The 22806-nt window shown below is 42.4% G+C and carries 20 protein-coding genes and 1 riboswitch; of the genes, 6 read left to right on the top strand and 14 right to left on the bottom strand.

The window, feature by feature from the left end; genetic code table 11:
* The first annotated feature begins 199 nt into the window (after positions 1–199).
* The gene (locus P9989_RS01960) at positions 200–1183 is read left to right on the top strand and encodes a TIGR00341 family protein (RefSeq protein ID WP_283077167.1); all 984 of its coding nucleotides are present in this window, start codon (positions 200–202) and stop codon (positions 1181–1183) included.
* A 63-nt stretch (positions 1184–1246) separates the two neighbouring features.
* Here P9989_RS01960 and P9989_RS01955 read toward each other — a convergent pair whose 3' ends face one another.
* The 4 genes from P9989_RS01955 to P9989_RS01940 form a co-directional block, all read right to left on the bottom strand.
* Positions 1247–2659, bottom strand: coding sequence for a glycoside hydrolase family 18 protein (locus tag P9989_RS01955; RefSeq protein ID WP_283077166.1), 1413 nt, complete (start codon positions 2657–2659; stop codon positions 1247–1249).
* 135 nt (positions 2660–2794) lie between these two features.
* Positions 2795–4249, bottom strand: a complete 1455-nt coding sequence (locus P9989_RS01950) for a DHA2 family efflux MFS transporter permease subunit (protein ID WP_283077165.1) — start codon at positions 4247–4249, stop codon at positions 2795–2797.
* Positions 4250–4331: 82 nt separating this feature from the next.
* Positions 4332–4943 (bottom strand): TetR/AcrR family transcriptional regulator, encoded by a 612-nt coding sequence (locus P9989_RS01945; RefSeq protein WP_283077164.1) that lies wholly within the window; start codon positions 4941–4943, stop codon positions 4332–4334.
* Positions 4944–5197: 254 nt separating this feature from the next.
* Positions 5198–5878 carry a class I SAM-dependent methyltransferase gene (locus P9989_RS01940; protein WP_283077163.1) on the bottom strand — a complete coding sequence of 227 codons (681 nt, stop codon included), beginning with the start codon at positions 5876–5878 and terminating at the stop codon, positions 5198–5200.
* Positions 5879–6053: 175 nt separating this feature from the next.
* Positions 6054–6233: riboswitch (cobalamin riboswitch) on the top strand.
* A gap of 226 nt (positions 6234–6459) precedes the next feature.
* On the opposite strand from P9989_RS01940, the gene P9989_RS01935 reads away from it, so the two are divergent.
* Both P9989_RS01935 and P9989_RS01930 read left to right on the top strand, forming a co-directional pair.
* Entirely contained in the window at positions 6460–8691 is a 2232-nt protein-coding gene (locus P9989_RS01935) for a ribonucleoside-diphosphate reductase subunit alpha (protein WP_283077162.1), read from the top strand.
* Positions 8692–8706: 15 nt separating this feature from the next.
* Positions 8707–9747: a ribonucleotide-diphosphate reductase subunit beta gene (locus tag P9989_RS01930; protein WP_283077161.1), complete on the top strand. Its 1041-nt coding sequence runs from the start codon at positions 8707–8709 to the stop codon at positions 9745–9747.
* 68 nt (positions 9748–9815) lie between these two features.
* Here P9989_RS01930 and P9989_RS01925 read toward each other — a convergent pair whose 3' ends face one another.
* On the bottom strand, positions 9816–10721 hold the full coding sequence (locus P9989_RS01925; protein WP_283077160.1) for an SDR family oxidoreductase: 906 nt from the start codon (positions 10719–10721) through the stop codon (positions 9816–9818).
* 199 nt (positions 10722–10920) lie between these two features.
* Between P9989_RS01925 and P9989_RS01920 the strand changes: the two genes are divergently transcribed.
* Positions 10921–11505, top strand: a complete 585-nt coding sequence (locus tag P9989_RS01920; protein WP_283077159.1) for a sigma-70 family RNA polymerase sigma factor — start codon at positions 10921–10923, stop codon at positions 11503–11505.
* The gene (locus tag P9989_RS01915; protein WP_283077158.1) at positions 11498–12163 is read left to right on the top strand and encodes a hypothetical protein; all 666 of its coding nucleotides are present in this window, start codon (positions 11498–11500) and stop codon (positions 12161–12163) included. Before P9989_RS01920 ends, P9989_RS01915 begins: the two co-directional genes overlap by 8 nt.
* A gap of 106 nt (positions 12164–12269) precedes the next feature.
* Here P9989_RS01915 and P9989_RS01910 read toward each other — a convergent pair whose 3' ends face one another.
* The gene (locus P9989_RS01910; RefSeq protein ID WP_283077157.1) at positions 12270–12941 is read right to left on the bottom strand and encodes a uracil-DNA glycosylase; all 672 of its coding nucleotides are present in this window, start codon (positions 12939–12941) and stop codon (positions 12270–12272) included.
* A gap of 199 nt (positions 12942–13140) precedes the next feature.
* Here P9989_RS01910 and P9989_RS01905 point away from each other — a divergent pair, with 199 nt between their 5' ends.
* Positions 13141–15294 carry an MMPL family transporter gene (locus P9989_RS01905; RefSeq protein ID WP_283077156.1) on the top strand — a complete coding sequence of 718 codons (2154 nt, stop codon included), beginning with the start codon at positions 13141–13143 and terminating at the stop codon, positions 15292–15294.
* Between the two features lie 401 nt (positions 15295–15695).
* On the opposite strand, the gene P9989_RS01900 is transcribed toward P9989_RS01905, so the two are convergent.
* The 8 genes from P9989_RS01900 to P9989_RS01865 all read right to left on the bottom strand — a co-directional run bounded on the left by P9989_RS01900 (position 15696) and on the right by P9989_RS01865 (position 22783).
* Positions 15696–15839 carry a hypothetical protein gene (locus tag P9989_RS01900; RefSeq protein WP_283077155.1) on the bottom strand — a complete coding sequence of 48 codons (144 nt, stop codon included), beginning with the start codon at positions 15837–15839 and terminating at the stop codon, positions 15696–15698.
* A 44-nt stretch (positions 15840–15883) separates the two neighbouring features.
* Positions 15884–16105, bottom strand: a complete 222-nt coding sequence (locus tag P9989_RS01895) for a hypothetical protein (RefSeq protein WP_283077154.1) — start codon at positions 16103–16105, stop codon at positions 15884–15886.
* A 296-nt stretch (positions 16106–16401) separates the two neighbouring features.
* Complete coding sequence (locus tag P9989_RS01890) at positions 16402–17733, bottom strand: copper amine oxidase (protein WP_283077153.1); 1332 nt, start codon at positions 17731–17733, stop codon at positions 16402–16404.
* 140 nt (positions 17734–17873) lie between these two features.
* Positions 17874–18698, bottom strand: a complete 825-nt coding sequence (locus P9989_RS01885; protein ID WP_283077152.1) for an anti-sigma factor — start codon at positions 18696–18698, stop codon at positions 17874–17876.
* The gene (locus P9989_RS01880) at positions 18688–19251 is read right to left on the bottom strand and encodes an RNA polymerase sigma factor (RefSeq protein ID WP_283077151.1); all 564 of its coding nucleotides are present in this window, start codon (positions 19249–19251) and stop codon (positions 18688–18690) included. Before P9989_RS01880 ends, P9989_RS01885 begins: the two co-directional genes overlap by 11 nt.
* A gap of 263 nt (positions 19252–19514) precedes the next feature.
* Positions 19515–21206, bottom strand: a complete 1692-nt coding sequence (acsA, locus tag P9989_RS01875; protein ID WP_390305418.1) for an acetate--CoA ligase — start codon at positions 21204–21206, stop codon at positions 19515–19517.
* 14 nt (positions 21207–21220) lie between these two features.
* The gene (locus tag P9989_RS01870; protein ID WP_283077150.1) at positions 21221–21934 is read right to left on the bottom strand and encodes an ABC transporter ATP-binding protein; all 714 of its coding nucleotides are present in this window, start codon (positions 21932–21934) and stop codon (positions 21221–21223) included.
* Between the two features lie 15 nt (positions 21935–21949).
* On the bottom strand, positions 21950–22783 hold the full coding sequence (locus tag P9989_RS01865; RefSeq protein WP_283077149.1) for an ABC transporter permease: 834 nt from the start codon (positions 22781–22783) through the stop codon (positions 21950–21952).
* Between the last annotated feature and the right edge of the window lie 23 nt (positions 22784–22806).

Genomic DNA, 22806 nt, shown 5'->3' with positions numbered 1-22806 from the left:
AGATACAAAGTAAGGTACACAGCACAGTGATGTTTGAATAAGTTATCAATTTGGACTCAGAATACTCCTTACAAGGGTTCTGAGTTTATTTTTTGCCAATTTAACCTTTAACACGCCTTAACTAACAGAATGATAAAGCCCAGCTCCGGTTACAATAATAGTTACGATAGTCACAACTGAGACATTGAGGGATTATGACATGGAGCTGCAATTAATCGAAATATATGCACCTGAACAGTTCAACTACAAGGATGAACTGTTAGAAAAATTTTCATTTGTATCTCACTGGATTTCCCATCAAGAAGATCAAAAGCTCCACATTCAGATTCTCGTGGAGAAGGAAGATTCCGAAGAGATTTTGAACTACTTAGAAAAAGCGGCTTATGATGAACATAATGAATTTGATGCCATGCTATATTCGATAAAAGCGTATATCCCTAGTAAATACAACGAGAAAAACACTCCTGACGATGATCAGGAGCAATTTGAAAGAGCCAGTAAACACGAATTATACTCCATCGTCGATTCCTCAAGTAAAATTGACTTTAGTTTTTCCTGGTTTACCATATTTGCTGCCCTTGTAGCTGCTGTCGGTGTATTCCAGAACAGACCAGCCTTAGTGATAGGTGCCAATATTATCGACCCGTCGATCAGACCCATTATCGGGATTTCATTTGCGTCCGTGCTAGGTGAAGGAAAACTTGTCCGTCAATCGATTACGACGGCATTATTCGGTCTGTTCATCCCTATCGCAATCGCCGCGTCATTTGGATACCTTTTCCCATTGCCGTTAACCAGCAATGAATTTATCTCTCAGACAAATGTTCATCTGATCGACCTTATTGTAGCTGTATCAGCTGGAGCTGCCGGGTCTTTATCCTTCGTGAAACGGTCCCAGGGCCAGCTGGTTGGAGTCATGGTTTCATTAGCTGTATTACCTCCCGCTGTTGTACTTGGTATGATGCTTGGTGCTGCTCATTGGAACGGCGCAATCATGCCTTTTTTACTCCTCGTTATCAATATCAACGCTATCCTGCTGTCAGCTATATTAGTATTTTGGCTCAGTGGCATTAAACCGGCTAACTGGGCAGAGATTCAAGAAGCGAGCACGTCACGTAAGAACTCTTTACTGTTCACTGGTCTTATCGGTCTTATCTTAATTATCACTGTTTTAATTTTATAAACTAAGATAAACAGACGCGGTTATCTTTAAACCGCGTCCCTCAAGTGAAGCAACATTTAGTTGCTATAGTTTTCTTATTTGAAAATTATTTTGCAATACAGCCCAGTTTTGAGGAAATGGGTTTCCAAGCACCCAGAAACTAGCCCCTCTGAGGCGATAATTCTTGATTGTGTCATATTTGACTTGTACGCTGCGGGCATCTTCAAACCAAACCTCATGTTGTTGTCCTGTTTCATCTACATAGCGAAAAAATGGCGACTGGTACAATTCATTATACTGGATCACTACTCCATATCTTGCTGCCAGTTGTACGGCTTCTTTAGGGCTGATCGTACGCGCCGTCGTCCCCTCTTCCCAGGGTATCTCCCAGTCTCGGCCATAAAGGGGCATTCCCATAAGAATTTTGTCACGAGGAATGACCGTTACAGCATAATCGAGAACTTCACGGACTTCGTTTATCGGGGCAATCGCCCATGGTCTTCCACCAGCCCACCCCCATTCATAGGTCATAAGCACAACAAAGTCGACGATTTCTCCGTGTGCTTGATAATCATGTGCCTCATAAAGCAGCCCTTGTTGATCTGCACTATCCTTTGGGGCAAGAGCCGTAGAAACAAGTAAATCTTCAGGACGAAAACGTTCGACAACCCGCCGAAGGAAGTTGTTATAGTTTTCTCTGTCTTCTGGATAGACGTATTCAAAATCAATGTTGATGCCCGCATACCCTTTCGCATTGATGAGTTCCAGGAGGTTAGTAATTAACGTCTCTTGCAGATCAGGATTCCTCAAGATGGCAGCAGCTAAGTCCGAACTAAAGCTCCCTCCTGAGAAGTTCGTTAAGACAAGAAGCGGGGCGGCATTGACTGCATGAGCCGCTTCTAAAATAGGCTGATCTCCCATTTCTGTGATACTTCCATCCTCCTGGATAGCGTACATAAAAGGTGAAAGGTACGTAAGGTTTGCTCCTAGTGCCAGCACTTCCTGAGCACCTTGCTGATTTAGCTGGGTAGTGTATGCATTCACTTCTGTAACTGGTCCCCTTGCAGCAGGGACTATTAAAGTAGTTCCCGGATAAATTAACGATGGATTCGGAAGATTATTTGCTTGAGATATTTGATTGACCGTGACTCCATAACTTTGCGCGATGCCCCATAAGGTTTCTCCAAGCTGAACGATATGCGGAAAAAAAGGAAGTTCAATCAGTTCCCCCACATAAATAAGTGAGGGGTTCGTGATATTGTTAAACTCAGCAAGTTCGTTGACGGTAACGCCATACATTTGAGCAATAGACCATAAATTATCTCCAGCCTGGACTACATATTCACGGTCAGGATTCGGAACAACCAGAGCCTGCCCTGCCACAAGCACATTAGGGTTCTCAAGTTGGTTAGCTAATATAATTTGGTTAATGTTTGAGCCATAAAACTGTGCTATACGCCACAGTGTATCACCACGCGCCACGACATGAATTTGCATGTAATCTCTCCCCACTTGCAATAACTAATCCATTATATGTGAGGGGTGCTTGTCCTATTATATTGAGGTAGCTTATGAGGCTTAGAATAAAAACGACCACCTCATAGGAGAAGTGGTCGTTTTGCTCATACTTGATTAACTTTCTGTAGCGGCTCGATTATTGGCCTGGGACCTGATTTGGTCAGGGTCATCTTGATCTGGGTGCGACCGTTTAATAAAGAAGGACAATACTAGTCCAACAATAGCTGTAATACCTGCTACGATGAATGAAACATTCACGCCGTGTACCAGACCGTTTACACCTTGTTCAGGAAGCGTATTATTTACCATCACTGTAACGAGTAAAGCCGTCCCAACTGCACCAGAAACTTGGCGCATAGTATTATTCATGGCTGTCCCATGAGGGATTAAGTGCTGTGGAAGCTGATTTAACCCAGCAGTCGTCACAGGCATCATAACCATTGCTACACCCAGCATTCTTACCGCATTAACAATAGCTATATAGGAGAATGTTGTCTCTGCACTCATATTTGTAAACATGAAGGTTGTAATCGTCAAGATGGATAAACCAATAATCGCAAGCCACTTGGCTCCAAACTTATCAAACAACCGGCCAGTGACCGGGTTCATAACCCCCATTAGTAACGCACCCGGCAAGAGTGCCAGTCCTGACTCAAAAGCTGTAAAACCAAGCATATTTTGCATCAGCAATGGCAGTACTGTCGCAGCCCCGATCATAGCAATAAATACAACCATCCCAAGGGCCGTAGTTAACGTAAACATTTTATACTGAAATACCCTGAATTCAAGAATCGGTTGTTTTAATTTCATTTGTCGAAGGATAAACCATGTGAGAGCAAGAGCACCAACAACCATCGAGATGATAACCTGCTGACTATCCCATCCACTGCTTCCGGCAGAACTAAATCCATATAACAGTCCGCCAAATCCAAGCGAAGATAAAATGATGGACAGAATATCAAGCTTAGGAAATGTGCGTTCTGTCACATTTTTCAGAAGGATATAAGCGAGAATGAAATCAACGATAACGATTGGTAAAATAACGTAAAATAAACTTCTCCACGGAAACTGTTCAACAAGCCAACCTGACAAAGTTGGGCCAATAGCCGGGGCAAAAGCAATTACCAAACCAAACATTCCCATCGCTGTTCCCCGTTTTTCAATTGGGAAAATGAGAAAGAGTATAGTTTGCATCAATGGCATGATAATCCCGGCACCTGCGGCCTGTATAACTCTCCCCACCATTAATAAAGAAAAGCTCGGTGCTATCGCACAAATTAATGTACCCATCGCGAACATCCCCATTGCGGATAAAAACAAAGCTCTCGTTGTAAAACGGCCAATTAAAAAAGCCGTAATTGGAATCATGATCCCATTCACCAACATAAAAATAGACGTTAACCACTGGGCTGTATTTGCCTCAAGATGCAAATCAGCCATAATGTGTGGTAAGGCCGTAGCTAGAAGCGTCTGATTTAATATAGCAGCAAATGCCCCTGAAATTAAGACAAGCATAAGGGGGACCTTATTTACAGTCTCACCTTGTGCCTGATCGTTTTTGTTACCCATGTTATTCCTTCTTTCCATATGATTAAAATCCGGAAACCAGATTTAAAATGCATGAACGTGTATTAGTGTTTATTAGTTAGAATTACCTTAAAAGTCCTTTTTTAAGTAAATTTAATTCAGCTGTATAGTTTTCGATAGCTTTCTCAATAGGTAACTCTTTTGCATAGCTTTGCACAAGATTATGAAAAGTCACGGCTACGATAATTTCGAGAAGATGAAATAATTCCTCTTCACTTGAAACATTTAACTTTTTAGTACTTACTAATTGAAAGATTTCTTCATACCTATTATTAACTGTTTCATCCGTAAGAAACTTAGCAAATGTATTTTCAATTTTATAATTCATATTCAAAAAGGCATTTCTTATAAAATCATTTTTACCTTGATCTTGAGAATACTCGAGGGAAACTTGAAATATCGCAATCATCGTAGCAAATATATCTCCATCATATTTCTTTAGAAACGTAATAAAATGCTCATGTCTTCTTTTCGCATCTTCATTTAACAAATAAAAAAAGATGTCCTCTTTATCTTCAAAATATTGATAAAAACTTCCTCTTGGAATCTTGGCCGTTTTCACGATATTAGAAATAGAGGCATCGTAAAATGAGACTCTTGAAAATTCTTTTTTTGCTGCATCTAGTAGAGCTTGCCTCTTTTCCCCTTTTAAATTATAAAACGTCTGTTTGGGCATTATCTCTCCCCCCAATCTAAATAAAAGTGACACCATGTCACTTAGGAACAAGAACTACTATATATGACACAGTGTCACATGTCAACGAATAAACCCGCCTAGAAAAGAAAGTCTTCTTTCCAGCCTATTTTCTGTGAATTTAGTTCCTAAAAAAGGGGAACGTAAGCACCAACGCAGCGTGGTTAACCTGTTATATATTAAGGTTAACCACGCTGCGTAATCGGCCTACCTATTTTCTTTTCCTAGCGACAAGCTTACTTTTTCTCAAACAAAAAGACCCACATGAACGTGAGTGCCTGCTGCAGTTCGACAGGAAAATGGGACACATCCTCTTTCTCTACTTCACGTTTGTATACTCCATGTTCATCAATAAGCTTCCAACCTGTTTCCTCAGCCATTTGCCTGAGCTCCCATGGCATCATCGTGTTACATATCACTTCTTCTCCGTAGATCCGCCGGTAACTGTTCATTCTTGGCATCGCGGTTGGGCCAAGAATGCCGATGCATAATTGTCCGCCCGGTTTGAGGATCCGTTTCATTTCCTCGAGGCCCTTGTAAGGTACTTCTGTCCATTCCAGGCTATTTATAGCCATAATCGCATCAAAGCTTTCTATTTCAAAAGGAAGACGAGCAAGATCTCCTTGTACGAACTGAAGCCGCTTGTGTTCCAAGCGTGCCTTCGCACGATCAATCATATCTTGTGAGATATCCAGTCCAGTAACAGCATAACCTGCTTTCTCAAGTTTATAAGATCCATATCCGTCTCCGCACCCTAGATCGGCTACTTTACTTCCTGTTCCTACATGCTTTTTTAAAAAGGGGATAATCGTTTTCCTGCTTCCCTCTTCCCACATATTCTTACTGTTTGCATTCCAAAACTCTACTCTATCATCCCACTGCTTTTCAGCTTCCTGATGCCAGTTAAATGAAGTCATCGTGTTTGCCTCCTTTTGGCTCCGTTCCCTATAATAGTAATTCTACAATTATTTTTCGATTCCTTTGCAACAGGTAATATATTCCTAATCAATGAAAAACTGTTGCAGAGTTCTACAATCTTCGTTATGATTAAAACACAATATAAGCTAAACACCAACTAATAAAACACTACATATAGTATTGCGTGGAGAAGATGCCACTAGGCTTAATAGGGAATCCGGTTCGAATCCGGAACTGCCCCCGCAACTGTCATCGCTCTCGAAACGGAAAAAACCCACTGTGCATACGTGCACGGGAAGGGACCGTAGTAGAAATGGGCGTGAGTCAGGAGACCTGTCTTCCTACGCGAGAAAGTTTCAACTTCTTCGGGGATTGAGAAGATGAAGCGATGGAATGAATCGGGGACTCCACTCTCTTTTAGAATATCCTCTTTCATTTCATGGTTTCATCCGCTCAATTGAATGAGCGGATTTTTTTATGGTCAATTATGCAGACAGACTTCATGTGATGTGGCGTACCCCTTCAGATCAGGGTCTCTCACATCACCTTTTTCAAAAGTTATTTAAAAGGAGTGGTTAGTATGACAGCAGTGTTTACATTGGACTGGAAGGCTTGGTTAGTAGAGCAGAAGGATAACTTTCCATCACTGGATGTGCAGCGGTTATTGGACAAGCTTCCTGATATGAACCTGGACCAAATGAAGCGTAAGGAGCAGGGTAAGGCATTGGTCTTGGAGTGTTTAGCTGAAATCAATGAAATGGAGCCGGACTGGACGTATTTGGCTGCGCGAATTCAGCTCGAGATGATGTATGAGGAATCTGTTCGTAATCGTACGCAGAGCGAGCGTTACGCAGGATTTCATCATTTAATCGAGATATTAAGGGATGAAGAAATTTATAGTTCTAGTCTATTTAACTATTATTCGAAACAGGAAATCGATGAACTTGAGGCGGCCATTGTTCCTGAGCGTGATCGTTTATTTACTTATATCGGATTAAAAACGCTTGGCGACCGTTATTTGGCGAAATCAAAGGCTGGTGAAGTGTTTGAACTTCCTCAGGAGCGATTCATGATTATCGCGATGACGTTGATGGCAGAGGAGGATCATTCCAAGCGTTTAGAGTGGGTGAAGGAATCCTATTGGGCGTTGAGTAACCTCTATATGACAGTAGCCACACCTACTCTAGCAAATGCGGGCAAGCGTTATGGCCAGTTGAGCTCTTGTTTTATTGATACGGTCGATGATAGTTTGCAGTCGATCTACGACACCAATACGGATGTGGCGAATTTGAGTAAGCACGGCGGAGGTATTGGTGTTTATCTAGGGAAAATTCGCAGCCGTGGCAGTGATATTCGAGGGTTTAAGGGTGTTTCATCAGGCGTGCTTCCATGGATGAAGCAGCTTAATAATACGGCTGTCAGTGTGGATCAACTTGGTCAGCGTCAAGGGGCTGTCGCGGTGTACCTTGACGTTTGGCATAAGGATATCTTTCCGTTTCTCGACAGTCGATTGAACAACGGGGATGAGCGGCAGCGAACGCATGATTTGTTTACGGGAGTCTCCATTCCTGATGTGTTTATGGAAGCCGTTGAGAATCGCGAGGATTGGTATTTGTTTGATCCGCATGAAGTTCGTTCTGTGATGGGATTTTCGCTGGAAGATTATTACGATGAGCAGCGTGGCAGCGGATCGTTCCGTGATCGATATTGGGCTTGTGTCGAGCATCCTGATTTGTCCAAAGAGTCGGTACCCGCGATTGAAATTATGAAGCGAATTATGATCGGCCAGCTGGAGACAGGCACTCCGTACATGTTTTACCGTGATGAGGTCAATCGCATGAACCCGAACAGCCATAAAGGGATGGTGTATTGCAGCAATTTATGTACGGAAATTATGCAAAATCAGAGTCCTACCGTACAAGAGGAACAGTATGTAGAGGCTGGGAAAATCATTACTGTGCAAAACCCGGGAGATTTTGTCGTCTGTAACTTATCCAGTGTGAATTTAGGACGCGCTGTCCCAGCTGGAGTTCTGCCACGGTTGATTCCGATCCAGGTACGGATGCTTGATAATGTCATCAATCAAAATTCCATTCCAGTAAAGCAGGCACAACTGACAAATCAGTCCTATCGCGGCATTGGTCTTGGCACGTTTGGATGGGCCCACCTGCTTGCCCGGAAAAAGATCGCCTGGGAATCGGATGAAGCGGTAGATTATACGAAAGAAGTGTATGAAGCGATTGCATTTTATACCATTCAAGCCAGCAGTGAGCTTGCTCGTGAAAAAGGCAGCTACCCTTATTTTAAAGGGTCCGACTGGGAGACAGGGGAATTTTTTATTAAACGGTCGTTTGATCAAGATGCAAGTTGGAACTGGAAGCAGTTGCAGCAAGACGTAGCGGAAAATGGTATGCGTAATGGCTATTTGATGGCAGTTGCGCCAAACTCAAGCACTTCGATTATTGCAGGGAGCACTGCCAGCATCGATCCTATTTTTAAAAAGTTTTATTCCGAGGAGAAGAAAGATTATAAAATCCCTGTAACGGCGCCGGATTTAAATAAGGAAACCTATTGGTATTACAAGTCGGCCTATGATATTAATCAGCATACGAGTATTAAGCAAAATGCGGTTCGTCAGAGATATGTGGACCAGTCGATCTCGTTCAATATGTATGTTCGCAACACGGTTAAAGCAAAGGAATTGCTTGCCTTACATGTAGATGCCTGGAAGCAGGGGCTGAAAACAACTTACTATACGCGATCTACCTCTAGTCAGGGGGAATATGACGAATGCGAAAGCTGCTCATCTTAAAGGAGACTGATGGAAATGAAAACGTCTATTCATAAACGAAAACTAGTCGATTATGAGGCACCAAATGCTTCAACAGGAATTGTAAACGGACGGAGCTCGAACGTATTAAACTGGGATAATACCCGTTATTCATGGGCCTACCCGATGTATAAGCGGATGCTTTCAAATTTTTGGATCCCAAATGAAATTAATATGAGCAACGATTTAAAACAGTGGCCACAGTTATCAGAACAGGAACAGGCTTCTTTTAAGAAGATCATCGGTTTGCTGGCATTCCTTGATTCCATCCAAACCGATTATGCCGGCAAGATTACAGACTACCTGACTGATTCAAGTTTATCGGCGCTTATGCAAGTGCTCGCTTTTCAAGAAGTGGTCCATAATCAATCTTATTCTTATGTACTCTCCACCCTTGTAGATCAGAGTGAACAGGAGCGGATTTTTGAATATTGGAAGCATGATGAAGTGTTAATGGAACGAAATCAGTTTATCACAGATGGCTATGAGACTTTTGCTGAGAAGGCTACCTTAGAAAGCTTCTTAAAGTCGCTTGTGTATGATGTTGTGCTGGAAGGATTGTTCTTTTATGCAGGGTTTGCTTTCTTTTATAATCTGGCCCGCAATCAGAAGATGGTATCGACGAGTACGATGATCAATTATATTAATCGCGATGAGCAAATCCACGTCAATTTGTTCACACGGATTTTCAAAGAAACGCTGGCTGAAAATCCAGAGCTTGACCGATTGAAATATGAGCGGTTTGTGACGAAAACTTTTGCGGAAGCGGCAGAGCTAGAGATTAAGTGGGCCCACCATATTATTGGGAAGCAGTTTCCTGGAATTCCAATTGGCGACCTAGAAGATTACATTCGTTTTATGGCGAACAACCGATGCAGCCAGATGGGTGCCGAGAAGCCTTTCCCTGAGCACAATCAAAACCCGCTGAAATGGATCAGGGCCTATCAAGAAGTTGACGAAGGAAAGTCAGACTTCTTCGAACAAAAATCAAGACAATACACCAAAGTATCAGAAGACAACGGATTCGACGATTTGTAATTGGTATATTTACCCACCTCAGGTCACCCATAAAATGGGTGACCTGAGGTGGGTAATTTTGGTATTGACTATGAGCTTACCATTGTGCCGCCATTGACGTGGAGTACTTGGCCTGTGACATAACGGGAATCATCTGAGGATAGATAAACATAGGTGGGAGCAAGCTCAAACGGCTGTCCGGCAATTTTCATAGGAGTATCTGCTCCAAACATTTCTACGTCCTGTTCCGAAAAACTCGCCGGGATCAGCGGTGTCCAAATTGGTCCAGGAGCCACAGCGTTAACTCGAATTCCTTTGTCTGCAAGGTTTTGAGATAAAGCTCTGGTAAAACTTACAATAGCTCCTTTAGTGGCTGTATAGTCAATAAGTTGTTTATTGCCTTCATAAGCGACAACAGACGAAGTATTGATGATAACATCACCTTCACTTAAATGTGGCAAGGCAGCTTTTGACAGATAAAAGAAGGAATAAATATTCGTTTTAAACGTCTTATCAAACTGCTCGTTTGTGATATCCACCAAGCTTTGTTGAGGAAATTGTACGCCATGATTATTAACAAGAATATTTAGCACCCCAAAGGTTTTCATTGTTTGATGAATAACATATTCACAATGCTTTGGTTCACTAAGGTCCCCTGTTAAGAGCAAACATTTGCGGCCAAGTTCTTCGATGCGAGCCTTCGTTCGAAAGGCATCTTCGTACTCATCCTCAGAATAATAAGGGATCACAAGGTCTGCTCCTTCCTTTGCGAAGGCAATCGCAACAGACGCTCCAATTCCACTGTCCCCGCCTGTAATAACTGCCACTTTGCCGGCTAATTTTGCACTACCCTTATATTCCTGGTTTTCAATAATTGGCTTCGGGTGCATTTTAGATTCTATCCCAGGCTGTGTATTCTGATGCTGTGGCGGAAAAGTTAATGGCTGTTGCTTAGCTTTAGTGATCTCTTTATAATATGAATACTTAGGGTACATAGTTATTCCTCCAGTCAAACGTATCTTTTTTAAATGCTTCCCTAAAATTCCATAACCATTCCACATTAAGCTCTTTTTCACAACCATATCATTTCAATAGAAAACCTGTGTTAAGATAGAATCTATAATCGTTATCTTTTTTCGCGTTATCAAAAACCTTTATGAGAGGGGTGTCGTCTATTCTATGAGGTGGGACAAGTTGATTAGCAAAGAACGCACAGAGGAACTCCCTCAAAATCCAAATCATAAGCAACCTGAACTAACGGCCGATGAATTGGTTGAGGAGTGGATTCGCGAGTATAGCCACGACCTTAAATGGCTTGCCTACTCTTATGTGAAGGACTACTCCTTAGCTGAGGATTTGACTCAGGAGGCATTTATCAAGGCCTATCAGAAATATTCAACCTTTAAACAGCAATCCAGTGTCAAAACGTGGCTTTACAAAATAACGATCAATCTATGTAAGGATCATCTCAAGAGCTCATATATAAAAAGGGTTATAAGGAAAAGTACAGAAGTTTTTCGAAACATCCCTTCCCCACATGCCACACCAGAAGAGTACACCATACATAAAAGTGAAGATGAGGAACTTCTGGAACATGTCTTGCAGTTAGATAACAAATACAGGGAAATTATTATTTTGTATTACTTTGAGGAATTTGAGATAAAGGATATAGCTCAGCTTTTACAAGTTAGTATGAATACAATAAAAACGAGGCTTAGGCGGGCTCGTCAGCTCTTACAAGAACAGCTGACATCAGGAGGGAGTTTTCTAGATGAATGATCTATTAGACTATAAGTTAAAAAAGATGGATCACAATGTGAAATATCGTAAAGTCCCTATGAAAGAACAGGATATTGACGAAATGGTTCAGCAAGTCACCAACCATCAATCCAAAAAGCCATTGAAAAATTGGATAAAACTCACCTTTCCTATGCCTGCCGTTGCTGTGATTGCTTTACTTTGTTTTCAGGTAACCAATCAGCCAGCTGAATCAGAAGTTCATAAAGCTGCCCCGCTTTCGGAACGTTCTTTAGTTACCGAATTAAAAGCCCAGCAATCTTTAGCATCAACCTCATCCCAAGATCAAACCGTACAACCTCTAAGCGGGACGAAGTGGACAGACCGTAAGCAGGGTCCAACCATGATTCGTCAAACCTATGTCATGTTTGAAGAGGAGATGTATGTACAGACTGGCAATCGCGTAGAAAAATCCAAACTTCATCAAGTCATTGGGACAGTCAAGCCAGGCAATGCTTCAGAACAGCACGCTAAACAGGCTTTTTTCCCTGAAACGGATATCTACAGTATAGAAGGCAATGATTCTTCAGAGAAAATTGCAATCCACAGCAGACGAAGCACGGGCATTGGTACAAGTTCCATTAGCCAACAAGGATTCTTCATCTTCAAAAAACAACAACCCCTCCCTGCAGCCCAATAACTGACATGATTTCCCACCTCAGGTCATCCAAATTCTGGATGACCTGAGGTGGGTTTTTGGGTTTTTTGGGTTTTTGGGTTTTTGGTTTTCCAAGTCATAATGAATTTCATGTTTTGGTTACAAGGTTGTGCTTAGTTAAGTAAGCTTTTAGGTTATCTAATGAAGCGTAAATATCCTCCTTGATTTTGGGATTATAAAACACGGCTGCCGGGTGATACAGCGGGAAAATACTATAGTCATGATGTGATGGCTGATATTCTTCGTTTTCGAGTTTCATAATCGGTGTTTCGATAACTTTTCCAAGCACCTCTGACATTTTTTCTGTTCTGCCAGTCAAACGTTCATATGCCACCCCTCCTAACGCAATAACCAATGAAGGAGATATTTGCTCAAGTTGGTAGTCCAGTATAGGCGCGTGTGCCAGAATTTCTTTCTTATTAGGTTTACGGTTAGCTTTTCGCTTCCCATTCGTGTTCTTTTTATTTGTTTTCACCCATTTGTAAGGACGGCTGCGAACCGTACTGGTAATGTAGATATCCTCCCTTTGCAGGCCTACATAAGCAAGCTGCTTATCAAGTTCATCACCTGCTCTCCCGATAAACGGTTCTTCCTTTACGGCTTCATTCTCCCCAGGCGCCTCCCCTACGATAACAACCTCCGCATTCTCATTCCCTTGTCCCAGAACAAACCCCTCGACATCATATGGTTCCATACGCTTTTCAGCATCCTTCAGTAACCGCTCAGGCAGATCCATACCATTCACCCTTTCTCCAACCATTTTTATCCACCTCAGGTCATCCAGAATTTGGATGACCTGAGGTGGGATATATTTCTATTACTGTCAGCATGTTTTCCCGTTTATTAGTTCATTTACACGTTGTGACTCATAACCGTATGGATACGTTATTGGTTTCCTATTTTTAAGAAAAGGAGTATCATTTGTAGGGTAGTTTTATTTAAAGGAGTTCGATAGTTACATGAGAAGACTTGCTTCACTCATTGTTCGTTCTTACAAATTCTTAATTACTTTTTGGATCATTGCCGCAATCGGTATGGGCTATTTTGCCATTCAGCTGCCTTCTTTGCTCGAAGGTGATGGGTTTAGAACCGACGGTGAATATGAGAAAGTAGAAAACATATTACAGGAAACATTCGATTTTCCAGCTTCGACCCTCCTCGTTCTATTTGAACAAGGAGAAGACGAATCCAATGAAAGTTTCCGCTCCACTATCTCTAATAAGCTTACAGAATTAGATCAATTACCTAACGTATCGTCCATCCAGTCACCGCTAAAAGATGAGTCGATGAAAAAAGAAAACCTTGCTTATGCATCCCTTCATTTTGACAATGAGTCACTAAACATGGCGCAAGTGATTGAAAATGTTAAAAATATCACTGGCGGTAATGAAGACATTACGGTAACCGGGGCCCCTGTTATCTCAGAAGACATCAATAAAGCAAGCCAGAATGACCTGAAACGTGCAGAACTGATCGGTTTGCCTTTTGCTTTGCTCATTCTGCTTATTGCCTTTGGAACAGTGGTAGCTTCCTTACTCCCACTGATCATTGGCGGTATGACAATTGTAATTGGGTTTGGTGTGCTGGCCCTCGTTGGAAAAGAAATGGAGCTGTCTATCTTTATTTTGAACATTGCTCCCATGATCGGGCTCGCGTTAAGCATTGACTTTGCCCTGCTTTTCATCAACCGCTACAGGGAGGAACTTCAGAAACAGGATAAAGCCGCTGCACTTATCACTACAATCGAAACGGCCGGGCGCTCGATTTTATTCTCGGCCCTTTGCGTATTTATCGGGTTAGCTGCAATGAGTGTGATTAGGATAGACATTTTCACCAATATCGCGATCGGTGGAACAGTCGTGATCGCAGCTGCTGTTCTCAGCTCTCTTACACTGCTTCCTTCCCTGCTCTATGTATTAGGACAACGAATTCATAAATGGAGGATTATTCCATATGAAACAGATACAACACCACGCTGGCGAAAATTCGGCCGGGTCGTTATGAAACACCCTGTGATCATTGCCCTGGTTAGTTTTGTAATCTTGCTCATTGGGGTTATTCCTGTATCCAATATGAATCTATCCATCCCAACTATCACTGCGCTGCCCGAAAGTTACGACTCTCGAGCCGCCTATGAGAAAATTGATGCAGAGTTCATGGGAGATAGCCAAAGCACAGCATACGTTATTGCTGAACGAGAAGGCGGATGGCTTGGGTCGGATGGCTTGGAACAAATGAAACAGCTCCAAGAAAAACTGAAAGAACCTGATACCGTTAATTCTGTTCAGACGTTGTACTCAGAGAGTGACATTGGATCAGCAGATAAACTTGCGGCTGCCCTCGACCGACAACAAACCAGAGAACAGCTTGAACCGGCCATTGATCAGTTTATTGAAGACGATCAGCTCATGATTCCAGTACAACTGTCTGTTACGGCGAACTCAGATGAAGCCCAAGATCTCCTATATGAATGGAGCAATTCCGATTGGGAAGTCACCACGATGTTTGGCGGCCAGCCTAAATTCAATCAGGAGATTTACACCGAAATATTTGACAAAATCGGCATCACACTCGCGATTATTCTAGTCTCCACTTTTATCATCTTAACGATTGCTTTCAAATCTGTTGTGATTCCATTAAAAGCGATTTTGATGAACATAATTGGGCTAAGTTCCACCTTCGGGATTCTCGTATGGCTATTTCAAGGAGGACATTTTGGAATGAACGAAACAGACATTTCCTTAATCCTTCCCGTTATCGTATTTAGCCTCGTGTTTGGTTTAAGCATGGACTATGAAGTATTTCTAATTTCACGTATTCAGGAGTTTTATCAAGAAACAGGCGACAATACAAAAGCTACAATTGAAGGACTTGCGAATACTAGTAAAATTATTACATCAGCCGCACTGATTATGATTGTCATTACTGGTGCATTTGCTTTTACAGGTGTAGTCCCTGTCAAACAAATCGGTGTGGGCATTGCGATTGCCATCTTTATCGATGCCACCATAATCAGGCTGCTTCTCGTTCCGAGCTTGATGAAGATGCTCGGCGACTGGAACTGGTGGCTCCCTTTTCGCAGGAAAAAGAGGAAATCTCAAACTCAAACATAGTCTACCCTCAATTAACAGGAGCACTGAGTTAATGGACAGTGCTCCTGTGTTTTTTAGCAGGATAAACTAATTTGAAAAAAATGGCTTTCCTGAGGTATGATAATAAAAGTAGGAGGGTCCGTAATGTTACTGCTTCAAATCTTATTTCTATTTGCTCTCGCAATAAGTATTTACTTTTTCATAAGAAGGGCAAAATGTTACAAAAAACGCACCGGCACTTATGGATCATTCAAAATGTACCTGTCTTCCTTTTGCTTTTTCACAATTGGTATCTTTAACTTTATTATATTGTCACTTGACTTACTTAGCGCAGTAAGCTGGTTTATTACAATTGTTTTACTCATGCTGGCGGCTTATTTCACAAAGTTCCTGGATGACAAGAAAAGGTACGCTCCATGACTTTACTTTACTGGATTTTCATCCTGTCTGTAGTCGCCGCTACCTTTTATATCATTTTTAAAAAACTGACCCGTCAAAGCTACCTTCTGATGGCGGTTATTGCCGTTTTGTATATCGTAATGCTCGCCTTTTCCTTCCTGTCCCATTAAGAAGAGGCAGCCCCACTAATGGAGTCCTGCCTCCCTTTAAGTTATTTATGTTCGCGTCGCTGCTTGTTTACAGCCTCACGTATATGATAAAGCTCTGCATACATTGCCGCCAGAAATACTCCAAAAATACTTAGAAACATCGATAGCACAAATACTGATCCATCAAGATCAAAGCCTAGTACTGCACTGAATCCTATAATGGCTCCAATAATGATTCCCCAGCCAATGTAAATTAATATTTTTTGTAATGTTACCGAATACATCTAACTCACCTCTTCCGCAAGTGTCCTCTACTACATTTATACCCAATAAATCAGCAGACAACACATCGATTTGGGGATACCCGTCAACGAGTTGAGTTTTACTAGGAACAAAACTGCAAGCACCCTGGTAGACACTACAGAAGAAATTCGACCAAGAATGGCATTAAAGGAAGTGGGAATAGCGGAAGTTCGACTAAGTTCACATCCTGTGGGCATGTGCCAGCGCCGAACTGCCCCCCCTGTGTAGCAAAAAAACTGCCTCCTTTACAGGAGACAGTCTTAAATGATTGAGCTAATTATTGTTTAGACTGCTTACGAAGATAAACTCCAGCTGCCCCAACTAGTGCAAGGACAGAAGCAAAGATCCATAGATCACTGTTTGCCGCTGTTCCACCCATGCCCGTTTTCGGCATATCAGATGGCATATTCTCCATAGCAAATTTATCTGGGAACTGGCTTACAATTCCACCTGATAGAGCTTTAGAAGTCATAAACATATGTGCATAAGAGTCTCTTAATGTGTCATAAGCTTGCTTATAATCTTCAGCAGCATATTGATCAAATGTGCCAATTAAATAGCCAACGTGTTCTTGTAACCCGCTGGAAAGAACATCAGCTGGGACTTCGCCATTTGCTGTGGCAATAAACTCAGAGAAGTCAGCACGATAGTCTTCCAATGCTTGCAATGCTTTCTCTTTTTGAGCTTCATCACCTGCAGCTGTTCCTTTCACGTATGATACGAAATCAGCGATGTGTCCTGACCACATTTCTTTAAATTTTTGACCGGCTTCTTCCCCATAAATAGAACCAATTGCTGCGGACAGATCTTCTGTGTTAGCTGCTAATGCTTCTGCAGATGCCTGGAAATCTTCAGAACCATCTAAGCCATTCTGCATAGCCATCATAGCTAGTCCGGCATGTTCACCTAGTAAGTGATTCAAGTTTGAACGAAGATCAGCAGCAGGCGTTACAGCTTTGGTATGGTTAAATTTATCAGGAAATTGGTTAACAATGGCCTTAGACAGCCCTTTACTCACACCATACATATGATCAATGGCTTTACGTTCTTTTGCATAAGCTTCGTCGTAATTCCCTGCTACATAAGCATCAAACGCGCCAATCAGCTGATTTACATGCATTTGTAACCCTTGTGCTAATCCATCAGCTTTTACAGCACCCTCTGTTGCTGTTGCAATAAATTTAGAAAAGTCCTGACGATATTGTTCAAGTTCTTCAAGAGCAGCTTGCTTAGCTTCTTCATCTCCATTGCCAGTCGCTTTTACATAATCAACGAAATAGCCGATGTGTTCACTCCACATTTGCTGGAATTTGTCTCCCGCTTTCTCACCGTAAACAGAGGCGATTGCTGCAGAAAGATCTTCCGTATTAGCAGCTAAAGCGTTAGCTGAAGCTTTAAAGTCAGCAGCCCCCTCTGCTCCCTTTCTCATGGTTTCAACAGCTAGGTATGCGTGCTCACTAAACAATTTGTCTAATGTTGACCGAAGCTCCACAGCCTCTGTTTCAACTGTAGGCATATTGTGTTCCTCAGCGTTTACTACATCCAATGACGTTGGCAGTAACAGTGAAACACTTAACGGTACAGCAAATAGTGCTTTTTTCATGTCCATTTTACCAATCTCCCCTTCTTGTTTTGTTTATTCACTTAGCTATCGAAGGCAGATTAAAAATGGATCACTATTTTCCTGAAAAATTTTAAAAAAATTGCAGACAGTTGTGAAAAACTGTCTGCATGTGTCATTCTATTCTTTTATAATTCTGCTTGTAAAATCACTTCACCTTGTGGCGTCTGGCTGGTAGCATCAGGTTCTTTGGATATCGCTACGGCATCCCAATTGGTTCCTTCAGGGAGTTGCTCCATCGCATAGGCGACTGCCCCTTCTCCGTTTTCATTAGCCACAAATGTTCCGGCGCGATATGGCTTTTTACCTTCAATTAACCAAACTTGATACACTTCTTCTCCTTCCAATTTCTGCAGGGCATCTGCCTGTAATGTGAGAAGTTTTCCGTCTTCCTGTTGAATAAGAGAGGCAGTTGCCTGAGCATCCGTCTCACCTTGCAGTTGAACTTTAGTTGCAATTTCATCTGTACTTGTATCAGGTTCCTGAGTGTCTGGATCCTCAACTGGCCCTGGCGCTGCGGACTCCTGCTCATTCATCACTGCATATAAATTACCAGCTATAGATAAAATCAATGCAGCAGCTAATCCACGCATGAGCCATGGTTTTTTATTCTTTTGCGCCAACTCTTCAGGTTCTGGACTGTCTTTATCTTTCCTTGGCTCAAATGCTACAACTGACGAATCTTGGTAGTCATCTGTTTGGTCTGAATCTCCACCACTGCTATCATTTGATTCTTCGGCAAAAACAGCATCTAACACACGATCTTTCATACCTTCTGGAGGGTTGACGGGCTCTGAAGCGAACGCTAAATCTTCTGTAAGTGCACGAAGCTCTGCCAACTCTTCTCGGCACTCGTCACACGTTTCCAGATGCTTCTCGAATTCATTTTGTTCAATTTCGGTCAACTGATCATTAAAATAATCAATTACTTTCTCGCATTCGTTACGCATCATGAACGCCCCCTTTCCCTTTTGATAAATGTGTTTTTAGATGCTTTAATGCCAGTCGCAGCCTGCCTTTGACTGTACCCAGCGGGAGGTTACATGTTTCAGAGATTTCCCGTTGACTTAATCCTTTGAAATAAAACAGATCCACCATTTGTTTTTGTTCGTTCGATAATTCTTTTACTGCTCCCCTGACCTTATCTCCCTGCTCTCTCCACTCTACTAAATCTTCTGTAGAATCACCGACTTGCTCAGGAAGATCTGTCTCTTCTTCTAAGGTAACAGCCTGATTTTTATTTTTACGAATGATATCGATTGCTGTGTATCTTGTGATCGTGACGATCCATGATGAGAACTTTCCCTTTGTATCATCATATGTTGCTTTGTTCGTCCATAGCTTAATGAAAACTTCCTGCAATACTTCTTCGGCTAATGTCTGATCCCCAGATAATTTCATGACAAATGAATAAAGCAGCCGTTCGTATTTATCGTAAATAGCTTCGAGTGCCTGCTTATCGCCACCCGTCATCTGGTGATAGAGCTCTAAGTCTTGATTGCTCATAGCACACTCCTTTGTGGTGGATAAAGCTATCATAGCATATCAGCAAGGTATATATCTTCTATTGGAGGTATGCTTACATAGCTATCGAAAAAAAGCATTCTTTGGATCACTTTTAAAGTAAATCACTCTCATGAAAACCCTGTCATGTAGGGGATAAGTCTACTGACTGAGGGTTTATAACGCAAATATAAGTGTATCCTTATAAAAGATGGGGAATATGTATTACTTAATCCATTTCTACATAAAAGAGGCAGGGTAACTCATTACCCTGCCTGGTTAATCTCTGCTTTTTTCAACTCTCTCCTTAACACCTTCCCGCTAATCTGTGTTTTCGGCAATTCCTGGATCACTTCGATTTCACGAGGAGCAGAGTGGGCTGCCAGCCGGCCACGGACAAATAAGCGAATCTCCTCGATTAGATCTTTACTTTCCTGATACGTCGAATTCAATGCAATGAAAGCTTTGACAATCTCGCCCCGTACAGGATCAGGCTTACCAATTACTCCCGCTTCTTTCACTGCTGGATGCTCAAGCAGCTTGCTTTCGACTTCAAATGGACCGATGCGTTCCCCGGAGGAATTGATCATGTCATCGCTTCTACCCTGGAAAAACACATACCCATCTTCATCCAAATAAGCAAGATCTCCAGCAATGTACCACTCTTTTCCATACGGAAAGTATGATTGGTATTTTTGTTCATTTTTCCAAACTTCTTTCATAATAGCCGGCCAGGAAGATCGGATTGCTAAATGCCCGGTTTCTTCAGGAGGCAATTCCTCCCCCTCTTCATTTAAAACAGCAACCTCTATACCCGGGATTGGACGGCCCATCGAACCTGGTTTAATGGGACGTGTAGGGAGGTTGGCCACTAACTGTGCACCCGTTTCTGTCATCCACCATGTATCATGTATTCGTAGGTTTAAGGCATTTACACCCCAATGAATGACTTCCGGGTTGAGTGGTTCCCCGACACTCAGAATATGCCTTAATGAAGAAAGGTCATATTTTTTTATCGTTTTATCTCCCGCTGCCTTCAGCATTCGGAAAGCTGTCGGCGCGCTATACCATACCGTCACTGCAGCTTGTTCGAGTACTTGGTACCAGGCTTCTGCTGAAAAGCGTCCGCCATGAATTACTGTCGTTACACCGTTCAATAAAGGAGCAAACACACCGTACACCGTTCCCGTGACCCATCCTGGGTGAGCAGTACACCAGTAGACATCATCTTCCTTTAAGTCAAGTACCCAGCGGCCGGTCTGATATTGCTGAACCATATTTCGGTGAGCATGTATAATCCCTTTCGGCTTGCCTGTGGAACCCGAAGTATAATGAATATTTAAACCATCATCAAGCTCCACCCATACGGCATCAAATTCATCATCAACTTTTTCAGCCTCAGCCGTAATCGATAGATCTGCCTCTCCAGCTTCGTTGTCTGTTGTAAAGATTTTCTTTAAACTAGGGATTTGCTCACGATGAACACGAGATAGAAAGCTAGAATCCGTAATAAGAAATTCGCCTTCACAATCATTGATTCGATCACGAACAGCCTCTTCCATGAAGGCTTCAAATAAAGGACCTACAACAGCCCCGACCTTAATCGCTGCAAGCATGGCAATATAGCAATACGGATGCTTCGGTAAGAAAACAAACACAAAGTCACCTTTCTTTACACCTGACGCCGCAAGCACATGGCTCCAGCGATTCACTTCTTGCTGTAATTCCTTGTATGTGAATGAAAAATTATCCGTTTCTGAAAAGTATTGCAGGGCCGTCTTCTCCCCGTTCCCATTAAGGACGTGACGGTCTACACATTCATATGTCATGTTCACCTTTCCAGTACGATACCAGGTAAAGGTCGGATGGACTCGCTCCCAGGAGAAGGGCTCTCCTTCCATCCATTCTTCTGCTATATTATAGTTCCCCTGTCTTGGAGGGAGAATTTTATCAGCCATTTCTCAAAACCTCCTTACACTCTTGTAAAATCTAATTCTTGTAAAATCTCTTCTTTTAAATTTGCTAAATAAACGTCGCCCCGTCTGCGTGGCTTAGGCTTATCGACTGATATTTCGGATTGAATTCTCCCTGGCTGTCCCCTCATAATAACCACACGGTCACATAGATAAAGGGCTTCGTCGATATCATGTGTAACAAGAAGAGTTGTCGTTTGATGTTTCTCAAAGATGGATAGCAGTAAATCTTGCAGTTGCATTTTCGTAAACGCATCAAGTGCACTTAACGGTTCATCAAGTAATAAAATCTCAGGACGGTTGAGTAACGAACGGGCAATTGCCACTCGCTGGGCCATCCCGCCAGACAAATCTTTAGGATAATGATTTTCAAATCCCTCCAGCCCAACGGTTTGAAGTAAATCCAATGCCTGATCCCTATTTTGCTTCCTGGCTATCCCAAAGGTAATGTTTTCCCAAACCGTAAGCCAAGGCATCAGTCTTGGCTCCTGAAACATCATCCCAAAGGCTTGCTCTGGGTCACTAACGTTTGTATCAATCTGCCCTTGATAATTGACGTCCAGCCCGGAAAGCACTCGCAATAAGGTACTTTTTCCACACCCGCTTGTACCGAGGACACCGACAACCTCTCCTTTGGTTAATCGAATATTAACGTTCTTGAAGCCCGCCTTACCATTTTGAAAAACACGTGTGACTTGATCAACTGCCAGCATGATTTCTCCCCCCATCTAAACAGAATTTTCAATACTATCTTGCCAGCGCAGCGTCCGCGTCTGAATCCGTTTCAAAATCTCATCGGTTATTTTTCCAAATATCGCAAACAACACGATACTACCGATTACCAGCTCGGGAGAAGAAGTATTTTGCCCGAATACCATCAAATACCCCAATCCTTGACTTGCGCCCAGAAGTTCAGCTGCGACGACAAACATCCAGCCAAGGCTGAGCCCGCTTCGCACCCCTACTAAAAAGGAAGGCAGTGCAGCAGGGAATATGATTTTACGGATTTGCTGCAGACTCGAGAAGTGGTACATACGCCCTACTTCGATCAACTTACGGTCCACACCTTGTATACCAGAAGTCAAATTCAAATAAATTGGAAAGAATACGCCTACAGCTACCAATGTAATTTTAGAGGCTTCGCCGATACCGATCCATAAAACAAACAGCGGCACCCATGCTAATGATGGAATTGCTCTCAGGGCCTGCAGCATTGGATCAAGAACCTTTTCGACGATGCTAATATAACCAGTAGCAGCACCTAAAATAGTAGCTGCAGCCATTCCTAGTAGAAATCCTGCAAATACACGGTATAACGTAATCGATATGTGTCCCCATAGTTCACCTTCTTGTGCCATACCAACTATCTCCTCTAAAACCACAGAGGGCGCAGGAAGCAAATAAGGAGCTACCCAACCACTTCTTGAAGCAATCTCCCAAACAATAATGAGAACAATAGGGAGGAGACTTCCTATAAACAGATTGGATGTGAACGGATTAAAATTTGTTTTCTCATGACTTTCGACTGAAGGCCTAACGGCTGTTTCTGATTGACTTGACATTTCTTCACTCCTCCCTATATTCC

This window comes from Halobacillus naozhouensis (assembly GCF_029714185.1).
In the GTDB taxonomy this organism is placed as follows: domain Bacteria; phylum Bacillota; class Bacilli; order Bacillales; family Halobacillaceae; genus Halobacillus_A; species Halobacillus_A naozhouensis.
Note: the sequence above shows the minus strand (reverse complement) of the source record. Positions and strands in the feature narration are given on the sequence as shown.

Coding starts and splice junctions, on each gene's coding strand:
- P9989_RS01925 (WP_283077160.1), bottom strand. CDS start 10,721: ATGTACCCTAAGTATTCATATTATAAAGAGATCACTAAAGCTAAGCAA.
- P9989_RS01885 (WP_283077152.1), bottom strand. CDS start 18,698: ATGATGCGTAACGAATGCGAGAAAGTAATTGATTATTTTAATGATCAG.
- P9989_RS01915 (WP_283077158.1), top strand. CDS start 11,498: ATGAATGATCTATTAGACTATAAGTTAAAAAAGATGGATCACAATGTG.
- acsA (WP_390305418.1), bottom strand. CDS start 21,206: ATGGCTGATAAAATTCTCCCTCCAAGACAGGGGAACTATAATATAGCA.
- P9989_RS01910 (WP_283077157.1), bottom strand. CDS start 12,941: ATGGTTGGAGAAAGGGTGAATGGTATGGATCTGCCTGAGCGGTTACTG.
- P9989_RS01945 (WP_283077164.1), bottom strand. CDS start 4,943: ATGCCCAAACAGACGTTTTATAATTTAAAAGGGGAAAAGAGGCAAGCT.
- P9989_RS01940 (WP_283077163.1), bottom strand. CDS start 5,878: ATGACTTCATTTAACTGGCATCAGGAAGCTGAAAAGCAGTGGGATGAT.
- P9989_RS01935 (WP_283077162.1), top strand. CDS start 6,460: ATGACAGCAGTGTTTACATTGGACTGGAAGGCTTGGTTAGTAGAGCAG.
- P9989_RS01905 (WP_283077156.1), top strand. CDS start 13,141: ATGAGAAGACTTGCTTCACTCATTGTTCGTTCTTACAAATTCTTAATT.
- P9989_RS01955 (WP_283077166.1), bottom strand. CDS start 2,659: ATGCAAATTCATGTCGTGGCGCGTGGTGATACACTGTGGCGTATAGCA.
- P9989_RS01880 (WP_283077151.1), bottom strand. CDS start 19,251: ATGAGCAATCAAGACTTAGAGCTCTATCACCAGATGACGGGTGGCGAT.
- P9989_RS01900 (WP_283077155.1), bottom strand. CDS start 15,839: ATGGGACAGGAAGGAAAAGGCGAGCATTACGATATACAAAACGGCAAT.
- P9989_RS01960 (WP_283077167.1), top strand. CDS start 200: ATGGAGCTGCAATTAATCGAAATATATGCACCTGAACAGTTCAACTAC.
- P9989_RS01865 (WP_283077149.1), bottom strand. CDS start 22,783: ATGTCAAGTCAATCAGAAACAGCCGTTAGGCCTTCAGTCGAAAGTCAT.
- P9989_RS01890 (WP_283077153.1), bottom strand. CDS start 17,733: ATGGACATGAAAAAAGCACTATTTGCTGTACCGTTAAGTGTTTCACTG.
- P9989_RS01930 (WP_283077161.1), top strand. CDS start 8,707: ATGAAAACGTCTATTCATAAACGAAAACTAGTCGATTATGAGGCACCA.
- P9989_RS01895 (WP_283077154.1), bottom strand. CDS start 16,105: ATGTATTCGGTAACATTACAAAAAATATTAATTTACATTGGCTGGGGA.
- P9989_RS01950 (WP_283077165.1), bottom strand. CDS start 4,249: ATGGGTAACAAAAACGATCAGGCACAAGGTGAGACTGTAAATAAGGTC.
- P9989_RS01870 (WP_283077150.1), bottom strand. CDS start 21,934: ATGCTGGCAGTTGATCAAGTCACACGTGTTTTTCAAAATGGTAAGGCG.